General features: G+C 59.7%; 24 protein-coding genes. 11 read left to right on the forward strand and 13 right to left on the reverse strand.

Annotated elements, in window-relative coordinates; translation table 11 throughout:
• On the reverse strand, nt 1-627 hold the full coding sequence (locus BVK86_RS14190; protein ID WP_075947017.1) for a LysE family translocator: 627 nt from the start codon (nt 625-627) through the stop codon (nt 1-3).
• A 146-nt stretch (nt 628-773) separates the two neighbouring features.
• Here BVK86_RS14190 and BVK86_RS14195 point away from each other — a divergent pair, with 146 nt between their 5' ends.
• A complete protein-coding gene (locus BVK86_RS14195; RefSeq protein ID WP_075947018.1) occupies nt 774-1247 on the forward strand; it encodes an Lrp/AsnC family transcriptional regulator in 474 nt (157 codons plus the stop codon).
• Nucleotides 1248-1291: 44 nt separating this feature from the next.
• Here the strand turns inward: BVK86_RS14195 and lpdA are convergent, their stop codons facing one another.
• Nucleotides 1292-2692, reverse strand: a complete 1401-nt coding sequence (gene lpdA, locus BVK86_RS14200) for a dihydrolipoyl dehydrogenase (RefSeq protein WP_075947019.1) — start codon at nt 2690-2692, stop codon at nt 1292-1294.
• 214 nt (nt 2693-2906) lie between these two features.
• Between lpdA and hflK (BVK86_RS14205) the strand changes: the two genes are divergently transcribed.
• From hflK (BVK86_RS14205) to cfaB, 5 genes are all read left to right on the forward strand, one after another.
• Nucleotides 2907-4865, forward strand: coding sequence for a protease modulator HflK (gene hflK, locus BVK86_RS14205; RefSeq protein WP_075947020.1), 1959 nt, complete (start codon nt 2907-2909; stop codon nt 4863-4865).
• Nucleotides 4862-5902 carry a protease modulator HflC gene (gene hflC, locus BVK86_RS14210; RefSeq protein WP_075947021.1) on the forward strand — a complete coding sequence of 347 codons (1041 nt, stop codon included), beginning with the start codon at nt 4862-4864 and terminating at the stop codon, nt 5900-5902. The genes hflK (BVK86_RS14205) and hflC overlap by 4 nt, the downstream gene beginning before the upstream one ends.
• Nucleotides 5899-6957: a protease modulator HflK gene (gene hflK, locus BVK86_RS14215; RefSeq protein WP_075947022.1), complete on the forward strand. Its 1059-nt coding sequence runs from the start codon at nt 5899-5901 to the stop codon at nt 6955-6957. The genes hflC and hflK (BVK86_RS14215) overlap by 4 nt, the downstream gene beginning before the upstream one ends.
• Nucleotides 6954-8864, forward strand: a complete 1911-nt coding sequence (locus BVK86_RS14220) for a cation-translocating P-type ATPase (RefSeq protein WP_075947023.1) — start codon at nt 6954-6956, stop codon at nt 8862-8864. The genes hflK (BVK86_RS14215) and BVK86_RS14220 overlap by 4 nt, the downstream gene beginning before the upstream one ends.
• A 230-nt stretch (nt 8865-9094) precedes the next feature.
• Nucleotides 9095-10282 (forward strand): C17 cyclopropane fatty acid synthase CfaB, encoded by a 1188-nt coding sequence (cfaB, locus tag BVK86_RS14225; RefSeq protein WP_075947024.1) that lies wholly within the window; start codon nt 9095-9097, stop codon nt 10280-10282.
• On the opposite strand, the gene cls is transcribed toward cfaB, so the two are convergent.
• Complete coding sequence (gene cls, locus BVK86_RS14230) at nt 10279-11718, reverse strand: cardiolipin synthase (protein WP_075947025.1); 1440 nt, start codon at nt 11716-11718, stop codon at nt 10279-10281. The two genes, cfaB and cls, sit on opposite strands and share 4 nt — an antisense overlap.
• A 133-nt stretch (nt 11719-11851) precedes the next feature.
• Here cls and BVK86_RS14235 point away from each other — a divergent pair, with 133 nt between their 5' ends.
• Nucleotides 11852-12373, forward strand: a complete 522-nt coding sequence (locus tag BVK86_RS14235) for a DUF3617 domain-containing protein (protein WP_075947026.1) — start codon at nt 11852-11854, stop codon at nt 12371-12373.
• A gap of 52 nt (nt 12374-12425) precedes the next feature.
• Here BVK86_RS14235 and BVK86_RS14240 read toward each other — a convergent pair whose 3' ends face one another.
• The 7 genes from BVK86_RS14240 to BVK86_RS14270 all read right to left on the reverse strand — a co-directional run bounded on the left by BVK86_RS14240 (nt 12426) and on the right by BVK86_RS14270 (nt 17822).
• Nucleotides 12426-13343: a His/Gly/Thr/Pro-type tRNA ligase C-terminal domain-containing protein gene (locus BVK86_RS14240; RefSeq protein ID WP_075947027.1), complete on the reverse strand. Its 918-nt coding sequence runs from the start codon at nt 13341-13343 to the stop codon at nt 12426-12428.
• A 95-nt stretch (nt 13344-13438) separates the two neighbouring features.
• Nucleotides 13439-13999, reverse strand: a complete 561-nt coding sequence (locus BVK86_RS14245) for a gamma carbonic anhydrase family protein (RefSeq protein WP_075947028.1) — start codon at nt 13997-13999, stop codon at nt 13439-13441.
• Complete coding sequence (locus BVK86_RS14250; RefSeq protein WP_075947029.1) at nt 13996-14871, reverse strand: metal ABC transporter substrate-binding protein; 876 nt, start codon at nt 14869-14871, stop codon at nt 13996-13998. The genes BVK86_RS14245 and BVK86_RS14250 overlap by 4 nt, the downstream gene beginning before the upstream one ends.
• 11 nt (nt 14872-14882) lie before the next feature.
• A complete protein-coding gene (locus BVK86_RS14255; protein WP_075947030.1) occupies nt 14883-15749 on the reverse strand; it encodes a metal ABC transporter permease in 867 nt (288 codons plus the stop codon).
• Nucleotides 15749-16417, reverse strand: coding sequence for a metal ABC transporter ATP-binding protein (locus tag BVK86_RS14260; protein WP_075947031.1), 669 nt, complete (start codon nt 16415-16417; stop codon nt 15749-15751). The genes BVK86_RS14255 and BVK86_RS14260 overlap by 1 nt, the downstream gene beginning before the upstream one ends.
• Nucleotides 16414-17310 carry a GTP cyclohydrolase FolE2 gene (gene folE2 / locus BVK86_RS14265; protein WP_075947032.1) on the reverse strand — a complete coding sequence of 299 codons (897 nt, stop codon included), beginning with the start codon at nt 17308-17310 and terminating at the stop codon, nt 16414-16416. Before folE2 ends, BVK86_RS14260 begins: the two co-directional genes overlap by 4 nt.
• A 134-nt stretch (nt 17311-17444) precedes the next feature.
• Entirely contained in the window at nt 17445-17822 is a 378-nt protein-coding gene (locus BVK86_RS14270) for a glutamine synthetase (protein ID WP_075947033.1), read from the reverse strand.
• Between the two features lie 141 nt (nt 17823-17963).
• On the opposite strand from BVK86_RS14270, the gene zigA reads away from it, so the two are divergent.
• Together zigA and BVK86_RS14280 are read left to right on the forward strand one after the other, a co-directional pair.
• Nucleotides 17964-19169, forward strand: coding sequence for a zinc metallochaperone GTPase ZigA (gene zigA / locus BVK86_RS14275; RefSeq protein ID WP_075947034.1), 1206 nt, complete (start codon nt 17964-17966; stop codon nt 19167-19169).
• On the forward strand, nt 19169-19825 hold the full coding sequence (locus BVK86_RS14280; RefSeq protein ID WP_075947035.1) for a DUF1826 domain-containing protein: 657 nt from the start codon (nt 19169-19171) through the stop codon (nt 19823-19825). The genes zigA and BVK86_RS14280 overlap by 1 nt, the downstream gene beginning before the upstream one ends.
• 4 nt (nt 19826-19829) lie before the next feature.
• Here the strand turns inward: BVK86_RS14280 and BVK86_RS14285 are convergent, their stop codons facing one another.
• Nucleotides 19830-20186 carry an NADH:ubiquinone oxidoreductase gene (locus BVK86_RS14285; protein ID WP_075947036.1) on the reverse strand — a complete coding sequence of 119 codons (357 nt, stop codon included), beginning with the start codon at nt 20184-20186 and terminating at the stop codon, nt 19830-19832.
• Nucleotides 20187-20212: 26 nt separating this feature from the next.
• On the opposite strand from BVK86_RS14285, the gene BVK86_RS14290 reads away from it, so the two are divergent.
• A complete protein-coding gene (locus BVK86_RS14290) occupies nt 20213-21178 on the forward strand; it encodes a CobW family GTP-binding protein (RefSeq protein WP_075947037.1) in 966 nt (321 codons plus the stop codon).
• Nucleotides 21179-21181: 3 nt separating this feature from the next.
• On the opposite strand, the gene BVK86_RS14295 is transcribed toward BVK86_RS14290, so the two are convergent.
• On the reverse strand, nt 21182-21595 hold the full coding sequence (locus BVK86_RS14295; protein WP_075947038.1) for a DUF3301 domain-containing protein: 414 nt from the start codon (nt 21593-21595) through the stop codon (nt 21182-21184).
• A 118-nt stretch (nt 21596-21713) separates the two neighbouring features.
• Here BVK86_RS14295 and pdxY point away from each other — a divergent pair, with 118 nt between their 5' ends.
• Complete coding sequence (gene pdxY, locus BVK86_RS14300) at nt 21714-22586, forward strand: pyridoxal kinase PdxY (protein ID WP_075947039.1); 873 nt, start codon at nt 21714-21716, stop codon at nt 22584-22586.
• Nucleotides 22587-22700: 114 nt separating this feature from the next.
• Here the strand turns inward: pdxY and BVK86_RS14305 are convergent, their stop codons facing one another.
• The gene (locus BVK86_RS14305; protein ID WP_075947040.1) at nt 22701-23183 is read right to left on the reverse strand and encodes an acyl-CoA thioesterase; all 483 of its coding nucleotides are present in this window, start codon (nt 23181-23183) and stop codon (nt 22701-22703) included.
• Between the last annotated feature and the right edge of the window lie 269 nt (nt 23184-23452).

Here is a 23452-nt window from a genome sequence, read left to right on the forward strand (position 1 = left end):
TCAAGCCTGTTGGACAAAGGCCAGCCGCACGGCGAAACCGATCAGCAGGCTGCCGAACAACCATTGCTGCAGGCGCTGGGCTGAAGGACTGCGTTGCAACCAACGGCCGAGCGCTGCGCCGCTCAAGGCGTAGGCGCTGTCGAAAAGTAAACCGACGCCGACCAACACTCCGCCCAGCACTGCAAATTGCGCGAGCACCGGGCCGGCCTGTGGGTTGATGAATTGCGGCAGCAACACGGAACAAAACAGCAGCGCCTTGGGATTGAGCAGGTTGGTCAGCAGGCCGCGGCGGATCGCTTCGCGCCAGCGCGCTTTCTCGATCGGTTGATGGCTGCTCAATGTCGGTAGCATCGTTGTTCGCAGGCAGTGGATACCGATCCACAGCAGATACGCCGCACCCGCCAGGCGCACCACGTCGAACGTCCAGGGTGCCGCTTTGAACAGCGCCGCCAACCCCAGCGCCGCCAGCACCACGTGACAGCTTCGCGCTACCGCCAACCCCACCGCTGTGGCGAGTGCCGCGCCTTTGCCCTGACGAGTGCCGGTCTGCAACAGCAGGATCATGTCGGGGCCGGGCAATAGATAGACCACCGCCAACGCCATGAAAAACATCCAGAGTCCCGCCATGTCGCTCCCCCATTCGTTGTCGATTTGGTAGGGCCAGTTTAGGGCGCGAGGGCAGGGCAGGTGCTTGCGTAGTTTGCGTCTGAAACGGTTAACCTTGGCATAATCTGCCAATCAATGCCCATTCGACCATCGGGATCTGCCAAATCATGAAACTGGACGCCTACGACCGCAAGATTCTCGCTGCATTACAGCGGGACGGTCGCCTGACCAATGTGCAACTGGCTGAAGAGATCGGCCTGTCGGCGTCGCCCTGTTTGCGACGGGTCCGTATGCTTGAGGAGGCTGGGGTGATACGGGGTTATCAGGCGAACCTCGATCGCGATGAAGCGGGTCTTGGATTGACCGTGTTTGTCGGCGTAAAGGTTGAACGTCACAACGACGAACAGGCGGAGTCGTTTCGCCTGGCGGTCACGGCGTTGCCAGAGGTCATTTCGGCGTTTCTGGTGTCCGGCGAATCGGATTTTCTCTTGCAAGTGGTGGTGCCGGATTTGCGCGCCTACGACCGCTTTCTGACTGGATGCCTGTTGAAGTTGCCCGGCGTGAGCGATATCCGCAGCAACTTTGCGATCCACACAGTGAAAGCGCCGGGGCCATTACCGTTGACGCATTTGCCAGATTAAAGCGAAAAGATCGCAGCCTGCAGGGATGCGATCTTTTGCGGGTGTTACATCTGCGTCGCCATCCCCTCCACATTCATCGCAGCCTGGCGCAAGGCTTCAGAACGGGTCGGATGCGGATGGCACGTCAGGGCGATGTCCTCGGCAGAGGCGCTGAACTCCATGGCCACGCAATATTCGCCAATCATTTCACTGACGCTCGGGCCGACCAGGTGCACGCCGAGGATTTCGTCGGTACGTTCATCGGCCAGGACTTTAGCGAAGCCCTCGGTCTCGTGATTGATCTTCGCCCGGCTGTTGGCGGTGAAGGGAAACTTGCCGACCTTATAGGCACGGCCCTCGGCTTTCAGTTGCTCTTCGGTTTTGCCAACGCTGGCCAGTTCCGGCTTGGTGTAGATCACGTTGGGGATCAGACCGTAATTGACCTCCCCGGCCTTGCCGACGATCTGCTCGACACACGCCATGGCTTCGTCCTCTGCCTTATGCGCGAGCATCGGCCCTGACGTCACGTCACCGATGACCCAGACGCCAGCGGCTTCGGTACGGTGCCCCTTGTTGGCGAGCATGCCGCGCTTGTCGGTGGCGAGACCAACGTTCTCCAGCCCCAGGCCCTGTGTATAAGGTCGGCGTCCGATGGCCACCAGCACATAATCGGCTTCGAGCATTTCGGCAGTTCCACCCGCGGCGGGTTCGACGCTGAGCTGCACGCCCGTGGCTGACGTGGTTGCGCTCGTCACCTTCGAACTCAACTTGAAACTGATCCCTTGTTTGCTCAGCGAGCGTTGCAGGGTTTTGCCAGCTTCACCATCCACCCCGGGGCAGATCCGGTCGAGAAATTCGACGACCGTGACCTGCGCGCCCAGGCGCCGCCATACCGAGCCCAGCTCCAGACCGATCACGCCGGCGCCGATGACGACCAGGTGTTTTGGCACTTCGGCCAGTGACAGGGCACCGGTGGAGTCGAGGATACGTTTGTTATCAATCTCGACGCCGGGCAGGGGCGTGGGTTCGGAGCCCGTGGCGATGATGATGTCCTTGGCACTCAGCTCAGTCTTGCCGCCAGCTGCGTCAGTGACGCTGACTGTGCCCGGCCCGTCGATATGCCCCCAGCCCTTGATCCAGTCGACCTTGTTTTTGCGAAAGAGAAACTCGATGCCCTTGGTCAGCCCGGTCACGCTTTCATCTTTCTGCTTCATCATCTGCGCGAGATTGAGGCTGGGTTTGACCTCGATCCCCAGGTTGGCGAATTCCGTTCCCATGGCCGCGTCGTAGAGCTCGGATGCATGCAGCAATGCCTTGGACGGCATGCACCCCACGTTCAGGCATGTGCCGCCAAGCGTGGCACGACCTTCCACGCAAGCGGCTTTCAAACCCAGTTGACCCGCGCGGATCGCTGCGTTGTAACCGCCTGGTCCACCGCCGAGTATCACGACATCGTAAGTGCTCATGGATCTTCTCCTGGATTGAAAGGGATCGATGGGTAACCGTAGCCTTTGAGTAAAATTACGAACGTAATATGTGCGTTCCGACGCCTTTCGGTCAAGGCTTCAGCCAAGCGACAGGTTGAGCCTCGTTAGATACTGCGAATTAGCACGAAAATTTCACCGATTTCGTTATATGGTAACGAAATTCGACGTGAGCAAAGATAACCACTGGAGCGCTATGCAAGTCGACCTAGATGTAGAGGGGCCTGAGGTAGCGGGGCTGCCACGTTTTCAGCAGGCGATTGTTCAAGGACGGCGCTTGCGTCAACTCGCGATCGGCTTGGGCGTACTGGCGGCAATCGGCGTGTTGTGCGGTTTTTTTGTCGGGCTGTTTGCGCCGCAATCGCTTTGGCCGGCGTTGCTGTTTAACCAGAGCGCCGCGCTGCTGGTGTTAGTGGCGGGCTTTCAATCTGCATGGTGGGTGACGCAATGGCGTGCCCGGGCGATCAATCCCGCGGTCGCAGAGGTTGGTGCGCAGGAAGTCGACACGCCGACGGGTTGGTATGAACGGCTGTTGGATAAAATCAGTCAGCGCTGGTTGATCACGCTCACTCAGATCGGTGCGCCAACCCTGTGGCTGGGGGGGTGGGCCTTGTTGGTTGTGCTCTGCGTCGAGCAAGCCTGGAACCTCTCGTTGCCAGCGGCTGCGCTGGGATTGTCGGCCGCCATTGGCGCTGCCCTGGCCTTACTGCTTGCGTTCGGTTTGTTGGTGCTGGAGCGTCATCTGGCCCAGGAAAGCCCCGCGCAATGGCCTGAAGCCGCCGCCTTGGCGCAAATGACCCGAGTCACGATCATCAGCCTGGTGTTGGGCGCGTTGTGCTTGCTGTTTGGCAGTGAAACGTCGGTTTGGCCTGTGCGGCTGGCGGTTCTGATTGGCCTGTTGCCTGGGCTTGTTGCCGTGGAGTGGCTGCTGCGTGCGGTGCTGTCTTTGTTCAGTCCGCGCCGCGAGCAAGTCGAACCCGCGCTGCTGGCGCGCAGTTTTGTCGCCGACCTGCTGCGTTGGCCGCCACAACCTTTGCTGGCGTTGCAACACGAACTGCACAACCGCTTTGGCATCGATCTGCGGCAAATCTGGGCATTCACTTTTATGCGGCGGGCGTTTTTGCCGGTGCTTGCCATGGTTGCCATGGTCGGTTGGTCACTGACCGGCCTGCACGAAATACCGCTGCAAGGCCGCGGCATCTACGAACGGTTTGGCAAACCGGTGGAGGTGTTTGGACCTGGCTTGCACGCCGGTTTACCTTGGCCATTGGGTCGGGTCCTGAATGTTGAAAACGGTGTGGTACACGAGTTGGCCACCAGCGTTGGCGAAGCATCCGCTCCGACACAGCTGTCGCCAGCCGAAGGTCCGGCGCCGCTCACGGCCAACCGGTTGTGGGACGCCAGCCATGTGAACGACAAATCCCAGGTGATCGCCAGCGGCCGCGCCGACAAGCAGAGCTTCCAGATCGTCAACATGGACGTGCGCTTCGTCTATCGCATTGGCCTGACCGATCAGGCAGCACTGGCAGCGACCTATAACAGCGCTGACGTGCCAACATTGATCCGCAGTACGGCCAGCCGGATTCTGGTTCACGACTTCGCCTCGCGCACCCTCGATGGCTTGCTTGGTGAAGACAGGGTAGGGCTGGCGCAAGAGATCGGCCGCGCCGTACAGGCAGATCTGCAAAGGCTCGACAGCGGCGTGGAAATCCTCGCCACGGTGGTCGAAGCGATTCACCCGCCTGCGGGCGCAGCCAACGCGTATCACGCTGTGCAAGCGTCGCAGATTGGCGTGCAGGCATTGATTGCCCGTGAGCGTGGTGCCGCCGCCGAAGCCACCAATCAGGCGCAATTACAGGCCAGTGTTGCCCGCGATCAAGCGACCGCCAGTGCGCGGGAAATCAACGCTAATGCACAAGCCGCCGACCTGAAATTCAGTGCCGAGCAGAAGGCCTATGCCAGTGCCGGTCAAGCCTTCGTGCTTGAGCAATATCTCGGTCAACTCTCCCAGGGGCTGGCCAACGCCAGGTTGCTGGTGCTCGATCATCGTCTGGGCGGCAGCAGCCATGCACCGACTATCGACCTCCGTACGTTCACGTTGCCGGCCGACCCTGTGGCGCCGCCTAAAACCGCTCAGCCAGGAGCTGCCAATTGAGCCAGTCGCATACTCACGATCACGCGGATCACGCCGGCCACGATCATGGCCATGGCGGGCACCATCACGGTCATCACCATCACCACCATGGCGACCCACAGGAGGCAGGCCCGTTTCCCTGGCGGCGAATGGGCTGGGCGGCATTGCTCGTTGCGTTTGCGGTTGCGGCAGCCAGCCTGGTACAGGTGCGTTCGGGCGAAGCGACGGTGATCACGCGCTTCGGTAATCCGGCGCGGGTCCTGTTGGAGCCGGGTCTCGGCTGGCGCTGGCCTGCACCTTTCGAAGCAGCGATTCCGGTGGATCTTCGGCTGCGAACCACGTCCAGTGGTTTGCAGGATGTGGGGACGCGGGATGGCTTGCGCATCATTGTTCAGGCGTACGTCGCCTGGCAGGTGCAGGGTGATCCGGACAACGTGCAGCGCTTCATGCGCGCCGTGCAGAATCAACCCGATGAAGCCGCGCGACAAATTCGGACCTTCATTGGCTCGGCGCTGGAGACAACAGCCAGCAGTTTCGACTTGGCTAACCTGGTGAACACCGACGCCAATCAGGTGCACATCGCGGATTTCGAAGCGCAGTTGCGCCAGCAAATCGATCAGCAGTTGCTCACCACCTATGGCGTTCGCGTGCTGCAAGTCGGCATCGAGCGGTTGACCTTGCCTTCGGTGACGCTCACGGCGACGGTTGATCGCATGCGCGCCGAGCGTGAAACCATTGCCACCGAGCGCACCGCTATCGGCAAGCGTGAAGCGGCGCAAATTCGCTCGGCAGCAGAACGTGACGCGCGAATCGTGCAAGCCGATGCCACGGTGAAAGCGGCGGACATTGAGGCGCAGTCCCGCGTCGAAGCGGCGCAGATTTACGGTCGTGCATACGCCGGGTCGCCGCAGCTCTACAACCTGCTGCGTTCACTCGATACCTTGGGCACCGTGGTAACGCCGGGGACAAAACTGATCCTGCGCACCGATGCTGCACCATTCCGCGTGCTGGTTGACGGTCCGCCCACGCTCGAAACCAAGCCTGGATCGCAACCATGAGTCTGGTTCCACGTGGAACAAATGAACTGAGCAGCCCCTGGATTCAGGCCGGGCGTTTGGCATTTCTTGCGTTGTACGCGGTGACGGTTCTGGCAGCTTTGGCCTGGGCGTTTTCCAATGTGCGGCAGATTGATCCGCAGAGTCGCGCGGTGGTTTTGCATTTCGGCGCACTGGATCGCATCCAGAACGCAGGTCTGTTATTGGCTTGGCCACGCCCGTTTGAGCAGGTGATCTTGTTGCCGGCGGCGGACCGGGTCATCGAAAGACGGGTGGAAAATCTGCTGCGCAGCGATGCGGCGCTACAGGCTGATCGCGTCGCCAGTTTCGCCACGCCGATCAGCGATGCGCTGGCGGGCTCCGGATATTTGCTCACCGGTGACGCCGGGGTGGTGCAACTTGATGTACGGGTTTTCTACAAAGTCACCGAGCCGTATGCCTTCGTGCTGCAAGGCGAACACGTACTGCCGGCATTGGATCGACTGGTGACTCGCAGCGCCGTCGCGCTGACCGCTGCTCGCGATCTGGACACTATTCTGGTGGCGCGTCCGGAGTTGATCGGCGCTGACAACCAGGCTGCCGAACGACGGGAGCGTCTGCGAGGTGATCTGGTGCAGGGCATCAATCAACGCTTGGCAGAGTTGACAGCAACCGGGCAAGGGCTGGGGATTGAAGTCGCTCGCGTCGACGTCCAGTCGAGTTTGCCGGGGCCCGCAGTGAATGCCTTCAATGCCGTACTCACCGCCAGTCAGCAGGCCGACAAAGCGGTGGCGAACGCGCGCACTGAAGCCGAAAAGCTGACTCAGACGGCCAACGAACAGGCCGACCGCGCGCTGCAAGTCGCTCATGCTCAGGCCAGTGAACGGCTGGCGAAAGCGTCGGCGGATACGGCCACGGTATTGAGCCTGGCCAAGGCACAACAGCAAGGCACCGACCCGCAAATGTTGCTGCGGATCTACCGTGAGCGAATGCCGAAAATTCTCGGTCAGGCGGGTTCGGTGACCACGGTCAATCCCAAAGACGATTCCCGCCTGATCATTCAGGGAGCTGCACAATGACTGCGCAAACCGCGGCTGCACCGAGCCTGTTGTCTTCGGCCGAACAACGCAGCGCCGCTCGCCAATTAACCCTGGCGATGCTCGCACTCGGATTGCTCGCGCTGGGTCTGCTCTGGCGCTGGATGTCGCCAGAGCAGACCGGTGTCAGCCAGTTGCTGTTGGGTTTTGCATCGTTGCTGGTGGCCGTCCCGGTGATGCGTTCGGCGTGGTATAGCCTGCGTTATCCGAGCCTGCATGGCATCACTGATCAGTTGATCGCCCTGGCCATGCTCGGTGCCTGGGCCACGGGCGATCTGCTGACGGCGGCGTTGCTGCCAATCATCATGATTTTCGGCCACGTGCTGGAAGAGCGCAGCGTCATCGGTTCGCAGGAAGCCATTCAGGCTCTTGGCAAACTGACCCGCAGTCACGCGCGCAAAGTAATGGCCGACGGCACCATTATCGAAGTCGACAACGGCACGCTCAAGGCGGGCGACGTGGTGGAGGTGCGCGCCGGTGATCGTGTACCGGCGGATGGCCGGGTGTTGTCCGGACAGGCGAGCCTGGATACCGCGTCGATTACAGGTGAATCGGTACCGATAGAAGCGGGCATCGGCATGTCGGTGTTTGGCGGGGCAATCAACCTCGACGGTTTGCTGCGCATCGAGGTCACTCGCACCGGGCAAGATTCGACCCTCGGCAAAGTGATCGCGCTGATGCAAAACGCCGAGCGCTCCAAGCCACCGATCACGCGATTGCTTGAGCGTTACGCCGGTAGTTACATGGTGCTGGTGTTGCTGCTGGCAGCGGTGACCTGGTTCGTTACCAACGATGCCCAGGCGATGCTCGCAGTGTTGGTGGCGGCCTGTCCCTGTGCACTGGTGTTGTCGGCGCCGGCGACGGCGATTGCCGGTGTGGCAGTGGCTGCACGACACGGGATTCTGATCCGCAGTTCGGCATTTCTTGAAGAGCTGGCCGACCTGACGTCGCTGGTGGTCGACAAGACCGGCACCCTGACCTTCGGCACTTTGCGCCTGCAATCGATCGATAGTCCGCTGGAGGATCGCAGTCATGTGCTGAAACTTGCCGCCAGTCTCGGTTCCGCCAGCAGTCACCCGGTCAGCCGGGCGCTGGCCGGGCTGGTGACGCAGGAGCACTTTGTGCTGCTCTCGGACCTTCACGAACGTCAGGGGCTAGGCGTCGTGGCGATGACCGAGCAGGGCGAGGCTGCACTCGGACGACCCGAGCTGTTCGCTCTTTTGGGCATTACCCCCTCAGCCGTTCCCGAGCATGACGGACCGATCGCCGGGCTGGCGCTCAACGGTGAATTCCTCGCCTGGCTGCTACTCGCAGACAGCGTCAAACCTGAAGCGAAGTTCGCCTTGAGCGAATTGCGCGAGCTGGGATTGGGCCGGCAACTGTTGCTCACCGGTGACCGCAACAGTGTGGCGCAGACCCTCGCGCGGGATGTCGGCATCCGCGACGTTGAGGCGCAAGCGTTGCCCGAGGACAAACTCAATCGCGTGCTCAAGGAAATCGACAGTGGTTTTCGGCCGATGGTGGTCGGCGACGGCATCAACGATTCCCTGGCCCTCAAGGCCGGTGTGGTCGGAGTGGCGATGGGTGCTGGCGGGGCGGACATTGCACTGGCGTCCGCCGACATCGTGTTGATCGGCAGCGACTTGCGACGCCTCGGGACCTGCGTGCGCTTGAGTCGCCAGTGCCGACAGACGTTGCAGGTCAACGTGATCATTGGTTTGGGCTGGACGCTGGCTATCGTCGCCTTCGCCGCATTCGGCTGGCTGGGTGCGGCAGGGGCAATGATCGCAGCGTTACTGCACAACTTCAGCACGTTGCTGGTGTTGGGCAACGCCGGACGCCTGCTGCGGTTTCAAGAACCTTTGCTGAAACTGAAGGATGAAAACTGAGACGTTGCGTCGCCAATGGCTCTAAATCGCAGCGCTGTATGAAAGATAAATCGTTAGAACTGTCTGCCGTGTCCGCAGTCACTTAAGGTGAGGACACGGCATTCTGTGTATTCGAGGCGTGTGTGAGTTGGCGGCGCGAATCATAGAAAACGGCTATGAATTCGATAGCCTGCTATTTTTCCAAGATGGTCTAACCTCTGATCAGACGTCTGAAACAAGGGGGATTTTCCATGCTCGCGCAACTTCCACCGGCCTTACAGAATCTGCAGTTACCGCTACGCCTGCGACTCTGGGATGGCCATGAATTCAATCTGGGGCCGACGCCCAGCGTCACTATTGTGGTCAAGGACCCACAAATGGTTACCCAGTTCACCCATCCCAGCCTGGACGCGCTCGGAGCAGCATTCGTCGAGGGCAAACTGGAGCTGGAAGGCTCTATCAGTGACGTGATCCGCGTCTGCGATGAATGGAGCCTGGCGTTGCTCAATGAGGACGACGACAGTCAGCCTGTGCGTACCGTCCACGACAAAGAAACCGACGCCAAGGCAATCTCCTACCATTACGACCTCTCTAACGCGTTTTATCAGCTGTGGCTCGATAGCGACATGGCGTATTCCTGCGCTTACTTCGAGACCGGCAGCGAAACCCTGGAGCAGGCTCAACAGGCAAAATTCCGCCATTTATGTCGCAAGCTGCGCCTGCAACCCGGCGAGTATCTTCTGGATGTCGGCTGCGGTTGGGGTGGGTTGGCGCGCTATGCGGCCCGCGAGTTCGGGGCGAAGGTGTTTGGTATCACGCTCAGCAAGGAACAACTGGCGCTGGCCAGGGAGCGGGTCAAGGCTGAAGGTCTGGAGGACTTGGTCGAACTGCAATTGCTCGATTACCGCGATCTGCCGCAGGACGGTCGATTCGATAAAGTCGTCAGCGTTGGCATGTTCGAACACGTGGGTCACGCCAACCTGGCCGAGTACTGCAAAACCCTGTTCGCCGCGGTGAAGGAGGGTGGCCTGGTGATGAACCACGGTATCACCGCCAAACACACCGATGGACGTCCGGTGGGGCGCGGTGCCGGTGATTTCATCGAGAAGTATGTGTTCCCCAACGGCGAGTTACCGCACCTGTCGATGATCTCTGCCGAGATCAGTGAAGCGGGCCTGGAAATCGTCGATGTCGAGAGCCTGCGCCTGCATTACGCGCGCACGCTGGACCACTGGAGCGAACGCCTGGAGGACAACCTTGAAGCCGCCGGCAAATTGGTGCCGGAACAGGCGCTGCGCATCTGGCGTTTGTACCTGGCCGGATGTGCCTACGCCTTCGCCCGAGGCTGGATCAACCTGCACCAGATTCTCGCGGTGAAGGCCCATGCCGATGGCAGTCATGAACTGCCATGGACGCGTGACGATATTTACACCCCTTAAAGAATGGGTGAAATGAGCCGGGCGACCCGCATGCCGAGCTGTTGCAGGCGGCGGGTCTCCCGGCCTTCTTCTTTGGCAATTTCGTGCGCCTGGGCAAAGTCGTCGTTGAGCATCTGCTCCACCTCGGCGGCGAATGTGCTGTCGACCGTCAGCAACATCACTTCGAAATTCAAACGGAACGAGCGGTTATCCATGTTGGCGCTGCCAATGGCGCTGATTTCACTGTCGATCAACACGACTTTCTGATGCAGGAAGCCAGGCGCGTAGCGGAAAACCCGTACCCCGGCCCGCACAGCTTCGAAGGCATAGAGGCTGGAGGCGGCGTAGACGATTCGATGGTCGGGCCGCGACGGCAGCAGAATCCGCACATCCACCCCACGCAGTACCGCCAGGCGCAGAGCGGCAAACACCGCTTCGTCGGGAATGAAATATGGGGTGGTGATCCACACTCGTTCGGTTGCCGCGTATATGGCTTCGACGAAAAATAACGAACAGGTCTCGTAGGGATCCGCCGGGCCGCTGGCGAGCAGTTGGCACAATACGCCGTCGTCCGGGTACACGTCTGGCAGGATCAGTGGCGGTAAAGAACGGGCGGCCCAGAACCAGTCTTCGGCAAAGGATTCCTGCATGCAGGCCACCACCGGGCCGCGCACTTGCACATGGGTGTCGCGCCAGGGCGCCAAGGGTGGTTTCTCTCCCATGTATTCATCACCCACGTTGTGCCCACCGACGAAGCCGAGCATGCCATCGACCACCACAATCTTGCGGTGGTTACGGAAGTTGACCTGGAAGCGATTCAGCCAGCCGCTGCGGGTGGCGAAGGCTTTGACCTCGACACCGCCGTCGCGCAGCGACTGAACATAGCTGTGGGGCAGGGAGTGGCTGCCGATTCGGTCGTAGAGCAGGTAAATCGCGACGCCTTCGGCGGCTTTTTCCAGCAACAATTTATGCAGTCGCTGACCGAGGCGGTCGTCGTGAATGATAAAAAACTGAATCAGCACGGCTTCTTTTGCTTGGCTGATGGCATCGAAAATCGCATCGAAGGTGGCCCGGCCATTAATCAACAGCCGCACGTCGTTGTTGGCGAGGCATGGCATGCGCCCGAGCTTCGGCATGGCCCTTAACGACGCGTAAGCGGTGGACGCGCGAGCGGTGAGCGCTTCCTCTACCCAAGGTCGCCAGTTGAGCGCTGAGATGGCCTTGCGCATTTCTTCGTTGGCCTGGCGCCGTGCCTTGATGTAACCGTCGAAGGTACTGCGGCCGAACACCAGATAGGGGATGAGTGTCAGGTAAGGCATGAAGACCAGTGACAGTGCCCAGGCGATCGAGCCTTGGGCGGTTCGAACGGTCAACACGGCATGGATGGCTGCGATCGTGCCCAGGGAGTGCAGCAGGGCAATGGTGTAGCCGAAAATATGCGGTCCGAAATAATCCATTGGGGGCAGCCTTGCTCCTGAAGATTCAATGCTTAACAGACCATGTTCCGGGCAGAATGTCGCTATTTAATTGGGCCATGAACCGAAGCGTGCGGCCGACGTCTAACGGCCACTACTGATCAGGAGTTACACGATGAATGTTCGTCTGCTGGGTTTGGCCATTACGCTGGGTTTGGCACTTCCTGTGGCCGCTCAGGCGCAGATGCTGCAGCCGGGTTTGTGGGAATTGACCTCGAGCAACATGAAGGTCGATGACCAGAACCTGCCGGATCTGCAACTGATCCTCGGTCAGATACAAAGCCAGATGACCCCTGCACAGCGCGCGCAACTGGAAAAACAGGGCATCACCATGGGTGGCAAAGGCATTCGCGCCTGCCTGACGCCGGAACAGGTCAAGAGCGACAATATTCCGCTGACCGATCCGCAATCGGGCTGCAAACAGGAAATCACCGAGCGCACCGGCAATCAGTGGAAATTCCGTTTCAGCTGTCCGAAAGCACAGGGTGCGGGTGTCGCCACGTTCCTCAGTGACCGTGAGTTCACCACCAAGGTCAACGGCACATTCAACGCCACCGGTATTCAGCAGAAGGGTAGCCTCGATACTCGTGCCGTATGGCTGGGCCAGGATTGCGGCACGGTCAAACCAAGGGCCTGATGAGAGGCTTCGCGGGCAGGCCGGATTGCCGACTTGCCCGCGAAGGCGACTGTCAGCCCCCGGTAATCCCGGGCTGACTCAACCACTGGCACACTGCCTCAACCTGCATCCTGCCGAAATCCTCGCCGCGGTTACTGCGCACACTGACGAACCCGCCTGCCTTTTCCTTTTCCCCGACCACCACCAGATACGGCACGGTCTGACTGTGCTGGCGAATCTTGTAGCGGACCTTTTCGTTACGCAGATCCGCCAGGGCGCGAACGCCGCCACGGCGTAGCGTCTCGGTGACAGCGTGGGCGTAGGTGGTCTGGCGATCATCCATGCTGACAACCATGACATGGGCCGGCAGGCGCCAATACTGCAGTTCCTGGTGGCTGGACCAACACGTTCCGTAGACCCGTTGTTGCAAGGTGCCGCTGATGTGATCCAGGGCGAATGCCTGCAACACTTTGGTGGTGGGAACATGCGGGCCGGTGGTCCAGTATTCGCTGTCACCGAGGCGGTAGAGGGAGAGATTTTCCGAGGTCGTTGTCGTTGTAGAGGTTGGGCTCGATATCGTCTGGCGCCGGATCGAGTGGTTGGTCGCTGCCAGAGATTGCATGCGTGCTTCAATCAACGGCAGGTCGGTCGCGGCCAGGGCTCGCTCGACAGCGAACTCGCAAAAGAACCCGTCACCCAGCGGCGAGCCCGCGCGCATTTGTGCATGCGGATGAAGTTGTTTGACCGCCATCGCCAGCATCAGCGTGCAGGACCGGCGCAGGATCTCCAGGCCGTCTGGCTCCTGTGGTGTCACAATGCTGACCCGGGCATCGGCCCCGACCATGAATTCGCAATCCACCAACACGCCGTTGACGCGTCCGGCCACCGCCGCACTGGCCAGCCCCAGGCCAATACTCGCGGCAATTTCATGAACGGTCAGGGGTTGGTCGTACTCACGCAATGAACCATCGGGCAGGGTGATCTGGATCATGGTTATTGTTCTCGACTGCTTCGATCACACGCGCTAGCGGATAAACCATAGAACCAAACCCTGTTCGCTGTCATGTAGACGTTTGTCGATTTATCTTAAAACTCGTTTTGCAGGGCTTTGTAACCGCGCACCAAGTCGACGTTGGTGCGCGCCACGTCCTCGGAAAACTCCGAGGCGCTGATGCTCACCGGCGGATATTGAGACAGATCGGTGTTCGGTCCGATGCGCGTAGTGGAGGGCACGTAGAAGGCCTCGGGCAAGTCGCGCCCATCGACTACCGAGTTGTGCCGCACCACACAGCCATCACCTACACGGCAATTGAACAGCACGCTGTTGAAACCGATGAACACCCGATTTCCGACGGTGCAGGGGCCGTGAACGATCGAGCGGTGCGCGATGGAACTGAACTCACCGATGGTCACCGCCGCGCCGGATTTGGAGTGGATGACCACGCCGTCCTGAATGTTCGAATTGGCGCCAATGTTGATGGGCAGCATCTCACCGTTCTCGTCGACTTCATCGGCGCGAATCACCGCGTAGGGTCCGACAAAGACGTTTTCGCCGATCACCACTTTGCCGCAAATGATTGCGGTTTTGTCGACATAGGCGGACTCGGCTATCCGCGGTAAATCACCCGAGGGGTTCTTGCGAATCATGGCTTGCTCAATGCGTTGTAGAGGGTGTTGAGGTTGTATTCGAACAGTCCGGTAAAGGTACTCGCCGGACCGGTTGTCGCGAGTGCATCGGAGTACAGCGTGCCGCCAATCTGTGCGCCGCTTTCGTCGGCGATCTGTTTGAGCAGGCGCGCATCCTTGATGTTTTCCATGAACACGGCTTTGACCTTGGCCTGGCGAATCTGGGTGATCAGCGCAGCGACCTCGGCGGCTGAAGGCTCTCGCTCGGTCGACAAACCCTGAGGCGCCATGAAGTCGATCCCGTAGGCTTGGCCGAGGTAACCAAAGGCATCGTGGGAGGTGACGATCTTGCGGTTACCCGGAGGTAGCGCGCCGAGTTTGGCCTTGGCCTCGGCAAGCAGCGCGTAGATCTGCTTGAGGTAGGCGGTACTGTTGCGTTGATAGTCGGCCTCGTTCGCCGGGTCTGCGGCAATCAGTGCTTTGGTGATATTGCCGACGTACAGCTCGGCGTTCGCCAGGTTGTGCCAGGCATGTGGGTCGGCAACGGTCTCGCCGTCTTCATCCAGATCCCGTGGGATAACGCCTCGACTGGCGGTGATGACAGGTGCCTGGGCGTCGCTGCTGGCCACCAGTCGATCCAGCCATGGCTCGAAACCCAGGCCATTCTTGATGATGAGTTTGGCTTTTAGCAGTGCCTGGGCATCGTTTGGTGTCGGCTCGTAGGTGTGAGCATCGGCGTCGGGGCCGACCATGTTAGTGATCTGGATGTGTTCGCCGCCCACGTGTTGGGTCATGTCGGCCAGGATGCTGAAACTGGTGACCACCTGAAGTTTTTCCGCTGCAGACAGTGACATCGACATCATCAAACTGAACAGCACGAGTAAAGCGCGCATCGGGTAACACCTCATTGGGATGTGAGCAAAGGCGGGCGGTGCAGCAGACCGTGCACGGGTCCGAATACCACCGACAGCAGGTAGAAACCGCCAGCCACCAGCACGATGGCCGGGCCACTGGGTAGGGAATAGTCAAACGACAGCAGCAGCCCCAGCCATACCGCGAGGCAACCGAACAGCGCTGCGATGGCCATCAGGACCGGTAGCCGGCGACTCCAGAAGCGCGAAGCGGCGGCGGGCAACATCATCAAACCGACCACCATCAAGGCACCGATGGCCTGGAATCCAATCACCAGATTCAACACCACGAGGGTCAGGAATACGCCATGGGCCAAAGGACCGAGGCGGCTGACTGTGCGCAGGAAAAGTGGATCGAGGGTGTCCAGCAGCAAGGGACGGTAGATCAGCAGCATGGCGATTAAACTCACCGCCGAGACCCATAGCATCCCGGTCAGAGTCGGGCCATCGACCGCCAGTGCCGAACCGAACAGCAGGTGCAACAAGTCCAGGCGCTTGCCCGCCAGGCCGAGAATCAGGACACCGCTGGCCAGGGAAATTGGATAGATTGCAGCGAGGCTCGCATCTTCCCGCAGGCCGGTTCGCCGAGTGATCCAGGCAGCCAGTCCAGCCATGCCGAGGCCGGCGCCGAGACCGCCGACAGTCAATGCGGGGAGACTCAAGCCGGCAAACCAGAATCCGAGTGCGGCACCCGGCAGTATGCCGTGAGCCACCGCATCTCCGATCAGGCTCATACGTCGCAGAATCAAAAATACCCCTAGCGGTGCCGTGCTGCAGGCCAGGAGCAAACCTCCGATCAGCGCCCGGCGCATGAACACGAACTCGTGGAACGGTTGCCAAAGCTGTGTGGCAGCGAGCATTACGCCACCTGCGTCAGTGGTTGCTGGCGGATGAGATCGTTGCTCGCGCCAAAGAGGCAGCCGCTGCTTTTTATCAGCAGGGTTTGCGCAATGTGTTGGCGCACTGCCGCCAGGTCATGGCACACCACCACCAGCGTTCGGCCCTCGGCATGCCACGCGTGCAGGTGCTTCCACAGCAGCGCTTGGCCGTGCTCGTCGAGCGCCGCGTGAGGTTCGTCAAGCAACAACAAGGGGGCGTCGGCGAGGCTTAATCGAGCCAGCAGGGCACGTTGCAATTCACCACCGGACAACGCCATCAGTGGGCGTTGCTCCAAACCGCTCAGGCACCAATCTTCCAGTACGGCGCGAAGTCGCCGGCGGCGTTGTTCCGAGGATTGTTTGCTGCCCCAGAATCCCGCGGTGACCAGCTCCTGGAGGCTGATGGGAAACTGGCGATCGAGATGTTGTTGCTGTGGCAGGAACGACAGCCCAGCTTTATGCGGTGCCGAGAGTGCAACCTTACCGGAGAGAGGTTTTTGCAGGCCGGCCATTACTTTCAACAGGCTGCTTTTGCCAGAGCCGTTGGCACCGATCACGGCGGTGAAACTGCCTTCTTGCAGTTCGATGTCGAGGGGCGGTGTCAGCGGTTGCCCCGGGGCACCCCAACGCAATGCCTGACAGTGGATCATGCGTACTCCCGGTTCCAGCGACTTTCAGCGACAGCATCGTGGGCATGCAAGCTTTCAGCGTGGATCACGCGAATGTGAAAGCCGTTGATGCCGGGAGAGCGTTTCAGGGCGATGTTCAACCGTCGGGCTGCGTCTTCGCAGAACATCAGGTTCTGACCGTTGGCGAGGGCGAAGGCTTGTTCGTCGGCACGTTTTACGGCCGTCTGCACAGGAGTGCCGAGAGCTGCTTCGGCGTCATTGATCAGTGCAATCAATGGCAGCTCGTCCAGATAGTCGTCGAGCTGCAGGCTCAATTGCGCCGAGCTGCGTTGACTGTGAGGCGTCGCAACGATGCCTTTTGTCGATCCCAGCCAGGCCAATACGTCGGCGTGTTCCAGCGGTTTGTTGGCGAAGTCATCGACAAATTGCTGTTGGATTAACTGTCGAGACAACGCCGCTGAACAAGGGCACGTCGAGGAATAAGCAACCTCAATTTTTAGTTCCACGTGGAACATCGAGTTTTTCAAACGCGCATCAATGGAGATGGGATAGGTCTTCCATCCGCTCAACGGGCTGATCAGTGCGGGCCTTTTAAGCAGCAGATTCGTATGGATTTTTAGATAAGCGCTGTTTGCCAGGCCTTCATGACTGTCCAGAAAGCGCTGCAATACCCGTTGTAGCAGTGTCGGCGAAAGTGTTGCCTGCTCGAGCGTTTCCAACGCCAGATAGAGCCGCGACATATGAATGCCACGTGCCTCTCCATCGTCGAGGCTCACCCCTGCATCGGCAGTTGCGCTCAATCGTTGGCCATCGAGTAAAACAGGCAGAGCAATGCCGCACATGCCCACCCACTCAAGTGGCAGGGCTTGGCGTGAGGCCTGCGCGGCGATATCCGGCAGAGTCAGCGCATTCATGAGCAGGTCCATCATGGAAATTGAATTTACATGTTATAGTATAACAGTGCGTTCCACGATAGCTTTTTCATGAACAGGTTTTCATCTTGCCTGGATGGCAATCCCTCGAGCTGATCCCGCCTGTAATCCCAGCGTTAGCAACCGGTTATTCGGCTGCAGGTGAATTTGGCGCTGCTGCCACCGGAACTGGAAAACCGATTGATCGTGGTCCAGCCGACACGCCGGTTGTACCCGACCCACGCTTCACCGTCGGATGCGATTCCCGTGAAGAACGTCAGCTGGCCGTAGCGACTATTGGTCTGCGCCCAGTAACGCTTCCCGGCGGCTTCGAACCCCCGCAAGTAGATTGTGCTGCCGACCGTATTGACGCTGTACGCATTGCCTTCGCCATCCACGCATGCCAGCAAGTTGGCGCTTCGGGTGCAATTGGCCAAGGCTGGAATTTGCGCCTGAACTGCCGCAGCACCCAGCAATGAAAGGCTCATCAATGCAAGTTTAAGGGCGTTACGCATGGGATTCTCGTGAACGGAATGAGCGCCAGCATCCAGCCCTTGGTCGTTCTGGACAAGAGGAGAGTGGCTTGATTGTGTTGTTATACTATAACATAAAATCAAGCCCGACATTTTGACCGGGAATCCCGTGAGGAGCATCTGATGCCAAATCGTTTACCCGTGACCGTGCTGTCGGGCTTTCTAGGGGCCGGAAAAAGTACACTTCTTAATTACATACTACGTAATAGAGAAAATCTTCGAGTCGCGGTGATCGTCAACGACATGAGTGAAATCAACATTGACGGTAGCGAGGTCCAGCGCGACGTCAGCCTCAATCGCGCAGAAGAAAAACTCGTTGAAATGAGCAATGGCTGCATCTGCTGCACCCTGCGTGAAGACTTGCTGGAAGAGGTGAGCAAGCTTGCCAGCGAGGGTCGTTTTGATTATTTATTGATCGAGTCCACAGGCATCTCCGAACCGCTGCCGGTAGCGGAAACCTTCACGTTCCGCGACGAAAGCGGGCAAAGCCTTATGGATATCGCGCGGCTCGATACCATGGTCACGGTGGTCGACGGCATGAATTTTTTGCTCGACTACCAGGCCGCCGAAAGCCTCGCTTCCCGTGGTGAGACTTTGGGCGAAGAAGATGAACGTGCGATTACCGACCTGCTGATTGAGCAGGTGGAGTTCGCTGACGTGATCCTGATCAGCAAGATCGACCTCATCAGCAGCCGCGATCGCCAGGAGTTGATTGCGATCCTGGAGCGACTCAACGCCGAGGCGGAGATCATTCCAATGGTCATGGGCGAAGTACCGCTCGAAAAGATCCTCAGTACAGGTCGATTCAACTTCGATAAAGCCGCCCAGGCGCCAGGCTGGTTGCGCGAGTTACGCGGCGAACATGTACCGGAAACTGACGAGTACGGCATTGCCTCCAGCGCTTATCGGGCGCGTCGTCCCTTCCATCCACAACGCTTTTTCAGCTTCATCGACCGTCCGTGGGTCAATGGCAAGCTGCTGCGATCCAAGGGGTTCTTCTGGCTGGCCAGTAAGCACATGGATGCCGGTAGCTGGTCTCAGGCCGGCGGTTTGATGCGTCATGGTTTCGCTGGGCGCTGGTGGCGTTTTGTGCCGAAGAACCAGTGGCCGCAGGACGAGGGAAGCACGGCCGGCATTATGGAAAACTGGACCCGCGACACGGGGGATTGCCGGCAGGAGCTGGTGTTCATCGGCCAGAACATCGACTTCAAAATGCTCACCGCAGCGCTCGATGAGTGCCTGCTGACAGACGATGAAATGGCACTGGGAGTCGAAGGCTGGCGATTGCTTGCGGATCCGTTTGGCCCTTGGCATGAAGAGGCTGCCTGATGCTGACATTGACCCCAGTGGGACTGTCCGGTAGGACGATCCGCCAGCAGCAGGGAGCAACACCAACATCCCTGAGCGGCATTCTCGATGACGGCGTAAACCTTGCCGTCTGGAATCGCCAACTCCCGCTGCATATTGCTGACTTCGCGACTCTACTGCTTTCGCTGAACGAGCCGTTGGCGCAATCGTTGTCCCTGGAAATGGTCGACGACGAAACTGAACCCAATCTCCATGGATTGGCCTCAGACTTCAGTGATCTTGAAGGTTACGAAGGATTCATCGCCGACGTTTCCTGGCTGGTCAGCGCGTTTGCCTGCCTGCTCGGCGCGCGGCGAATCGGCGTGCGCCTGAGGGTTCTTGACAAGGCCATGTGCCCGCGCTTTCACGTCGACCACGTTCCCGTACGGTTGATCACCACTTACGCCGGGCTCGGCAGCGAATGGCTGAGGGAAGGCGCCATGGACCGTCGTCAACTGGGCCAGGCCGCCGCTGAACCTCAGGATGACAGGTTGATCCAGAAGATCGGCAGTGGCGAAGTCGCCTTGCTCAAAGGCGAAAAATGGCATGGCAATGAAGGCTTCGGTCTGATTCACCGCTCGCCGCATCTGGATCCCGGCGAGCGCCGTCTGATCCTCACGCTCGACTGGCTGAGCTAACCGCTCAAGGCTTGAGCCAGGTACCCTGGCTTTGCCCTTCGCAATACGGCTGCAAATACGCCGCGTCCGTGGCCACGCCGTAATAGTGAATATCCTGCCGGTAAGGCATATTGGCAACTTGCGCGTTGCTGCACACGCCGAACGCGCCAGTGGGGCAATGGTCGACGTACCGTACCTCGACCTTCTGCCCGGCCAGGTTTGGCTGGCAGAAGCCGTCGGCGAACAGTTTTTCCGGGATGTTGCGGTTCTGCTGGCAGACTTGGACGTCAAGGCGTTCCGCCTGGCTGTGGACAACGCAGGCTTGTGCCAACGCCTCACCACACGCAAGCGTCAGCAGTAACGACACTCCCATCCACCGCATACTTATTTCCTCAGAAACCTTCGATCATGTTGCAGAACATTCCCACCCACGTCATCGCCGGGCCCTTGGGCGCAGGCAAGACCAGCCTGATCAAGCACCTGCTGGCGCAACGTCCCGCCGGTGAACGCTGGGCGGTGTTGATCAACGAGTTCGGACAGATTGGCATCGACGCCGCGCTGCTGACTCAGGAGGCTGATGGTATCGCACTGGGGGAAGTGGCCGGTGGCTGTTTGTGTTGCGTCAATGGCGCGCCCTTTCAGGTCGGGCTCGGCCGTTTGCTGCGCAAGGCGCGGCCGGACCGGTTGTTCATCGAGCCCTCGGGGTTGGGGCATCCGGTGCAGTTGCTCAAGCAGCTGAGCGAGGCGCCATGGCAAGGCGTACTGAGTCTTCAAGCCAGCGTGCTGGTACTCGATGCGCAAGCGCTCGCAGCAGGAAAGCCGCTGCCTGAGGCGCAACAAGAGGCGCTGAACAGTGCGGGGCTGTTGCTGATGAACAAGTCTGAAGGGCTTGAGGATGCGGACCGCCAGCGCATAGGTGCCATGTTGCCGGTGCGTCCGTTGTATTGGACGCAACAAGCCGCGCTACCCTTGAGTGAGCTGCCCGGTCTTGCGTCGCGAGCGGTGGCAGGTGTGGATAACTTTGTGATGCCCAAGCGTCTGGCGCAGCTTCCTGCAATCTGGAGCGACCCGACGCTGCCGATTTGTTTAAGCCAGGAACAGGAGGGGGGCTGGAGTATCGGCTGGCGCTGGCATCCGAGCCAGGTCTTCGATTCGGCACTGCTCGGCCACTGGCTTGAAAGCCTGTGCTGGCGGCGTGCGAAGCTGGTTGTTCACAGTGAGCAAGGCTGGGTATCGGCGAACGCGCTGGATAATTCAGCGGTGGCGTGGCAAGCCAGTGAATGGCGTCAGGATTCGCGGATTGAATTGATTTTCAGCGCGCCGCAAGACCTCGAAGTGCTGCAGAGAGGCCTGGCCCATTGTCGGTTGAGTTGAAGATCAAGGCCGCCACTTGTTGTGCTCTTGCCGCCAATGGTTCAGCTCGATCACCTGCGCGCTGGGCTTGACCACATCGACGACCGGAGGCGTATCGTCAAACGGCATCGGGTAAGGCGCCAGTTCGATCTGCGCACTGTGGGCGCCGAACTGGGTGATGGTGCCGTTATGCCGGGATTCGCCGGTGACGGTGAATTCGAAGTTGTACACACGAGCCAGGCGCCTCCGACCATTGGCATCCTTGATGAAGCCAATTTTTTTCAACGCCACGTTGCCATCCAGCAGCTCGATCCCGAGGTTGCTGCAATGCTGCTTGACCCGCTCCAGTGCGCGCTCACGCAAGCCGTGGTTGTGCCAAAGCCAGGCGCCAGCGGTGGCGAGCAGCATCAACACGAAAATATTTCCAAGGGTCAGCATCAACAGGGTGCTCCAACAAGAGAGTGTCAGCTTAACTGTGTCGCCGGTCTGTCGTACAGGCTGCGTTTAGTCGCATACTGCGCCGCTCGAACTCAATCGTTTTACGGAAACTCACCGCATGAAACGTACACCCCATCTGCTCGCTATCCAGTCCCATGTGGTGTTCGGCCACGCCGGCAACAGTGCCGCGGTTTTCCCGATGCAGCGGGTCGGGGTGAACGTCTGGCCGCTTAATACCGTGCAGTTCTCCAACCACACGCAATATGGTCAGTGGACCGGTGACGTGCTGGCGCCGCACCAGATCCCGGATCTTGTGGAAGGCATTGCGGCCATTGGCGAGCTGGGCAATTGCGACGCCGTGCTCTCGGGTTATCTCGGCAGCGCGGCTCAGGGCCGGGCGATTCTCACCGGTGTGGCGCGGATCAAGTCGATGAACCCCAAAGCGCTGTATCTGTGTGATCCAGTGATGGGCCATCCGGAGAAGGGCTGCAGCGTGCCTGCGGAAGTCAGCGATTTTCTGCTGGAGGAAGCTGCCGCCGTGGCTGACTTCATGTGCCCGAACCAACTGGAGCTCGACAGTTTTTCGGGACGCAAGCCGCAATCGCTGTTTGATTGCCTGGCGATGGCGCGGTCGTTGCTGGCGCGCGGGCCGAAGGCCGTGCTGGTCAAGCATCTGGACTACCCGGGTAAAACCCCCGACGTCTTCGAAATGTTGCTGGTGACAGCCGAGGGCAGTTGGCACCTGCAACGGCCGATGCTGGCGTTTCCACGTCAACCCGTGGGCGTTGGCGACCTGACGTCCGGATTGTTCCTGGCGCGTGTGCTATTGGGCGATAGCCTGGTGGCCGCCTTCGAGTTCGCCGCATCAGCGGTGCACGAGGTGTTGCTGGAGACCCAGGCCTGCGCCAGCTATGAGCTGGAACTGGTGCGGGCGCAGGACCGGATTGCCCATCCTCGGGTGCGGTTCGAGGCGACGTCGATCAGCCTTTAATCAGCGTTGGGCCAATCGCGAGCAAGCTCGCTGCCACAGGATACCCGAACCCCTGCGGCAGCGAGCTTGCTCGCGATAGCCATCTACAGAACACCATCAAACCGACTGAATAGCTCAGGCGTCGCCTTTGATTTCCTGATAGCGCCTTTCCAGTTCCTGACGAATCTGGCGGCGTTGCTGTGCCTGGATATAGCGGCGCTTGTCTTCGCTGTTTTGCGGTTGCAGTGGCGGCACCGGGGCAGGTTTGCGCTGGTCATCCACTGCGACCATGGTGAAGAAGCAGCTGTTGGTGTGGCGCACCGAGCGCTCGCGGATGTTTTCGGTCACCACCTTGATGCCCACTTCCATGGACGTGTTGCCGGTGTAGTTGACCGAAGCGAGGAAGGTCACCAGTTCGCCGACATGGATCGGCTCACGGAAAATCACTTGGTCCACCGACAGGGTCACGACGTAGCGGCCGGCATAACGGCTGGCGCAGGCGTAGGCCACTTCGTCGAGGTACTTGAGCAAGGTGCCGCCGTGAACATTGCCAGAGAAATTGGCCATGTCGGGGGTCATCAATACTGTCATCGACAGTTGGGCGTTTCCGGGTTCCATAGCGTTCTCACGGTTCAAGGCAAGGTTTGAGGGGGCGCACCTCTACGGGTGCCTCGGCGGTTTTTTCAAACCAACAGTTATCGGGACGCCGGGCGCTTGATCGCCGTCACGCCGGATCGATCTGTTTCCATATATTGCACCGCCTTTCTGCCAGAAGTCCCGGTGTTACCCTTCAAAAGCCTATCCTCGAGGGCAAAACTCTTACGCAGATAGCGGATTTTCATACTGCTCACTCGGACGTTTCTCACGCCCGGTGTATGAACAATGTC

It is taken from the genome of Pseudomonas reinekei (assembly GCF_001945365.1).
Lineage (GTDB): Bacteria > Pseudomonadota > Gammaproteobacteria > Pseudomonadales > Pseudomonadaceae > Aquipseudomonas > Aquipseudomonas reinekei.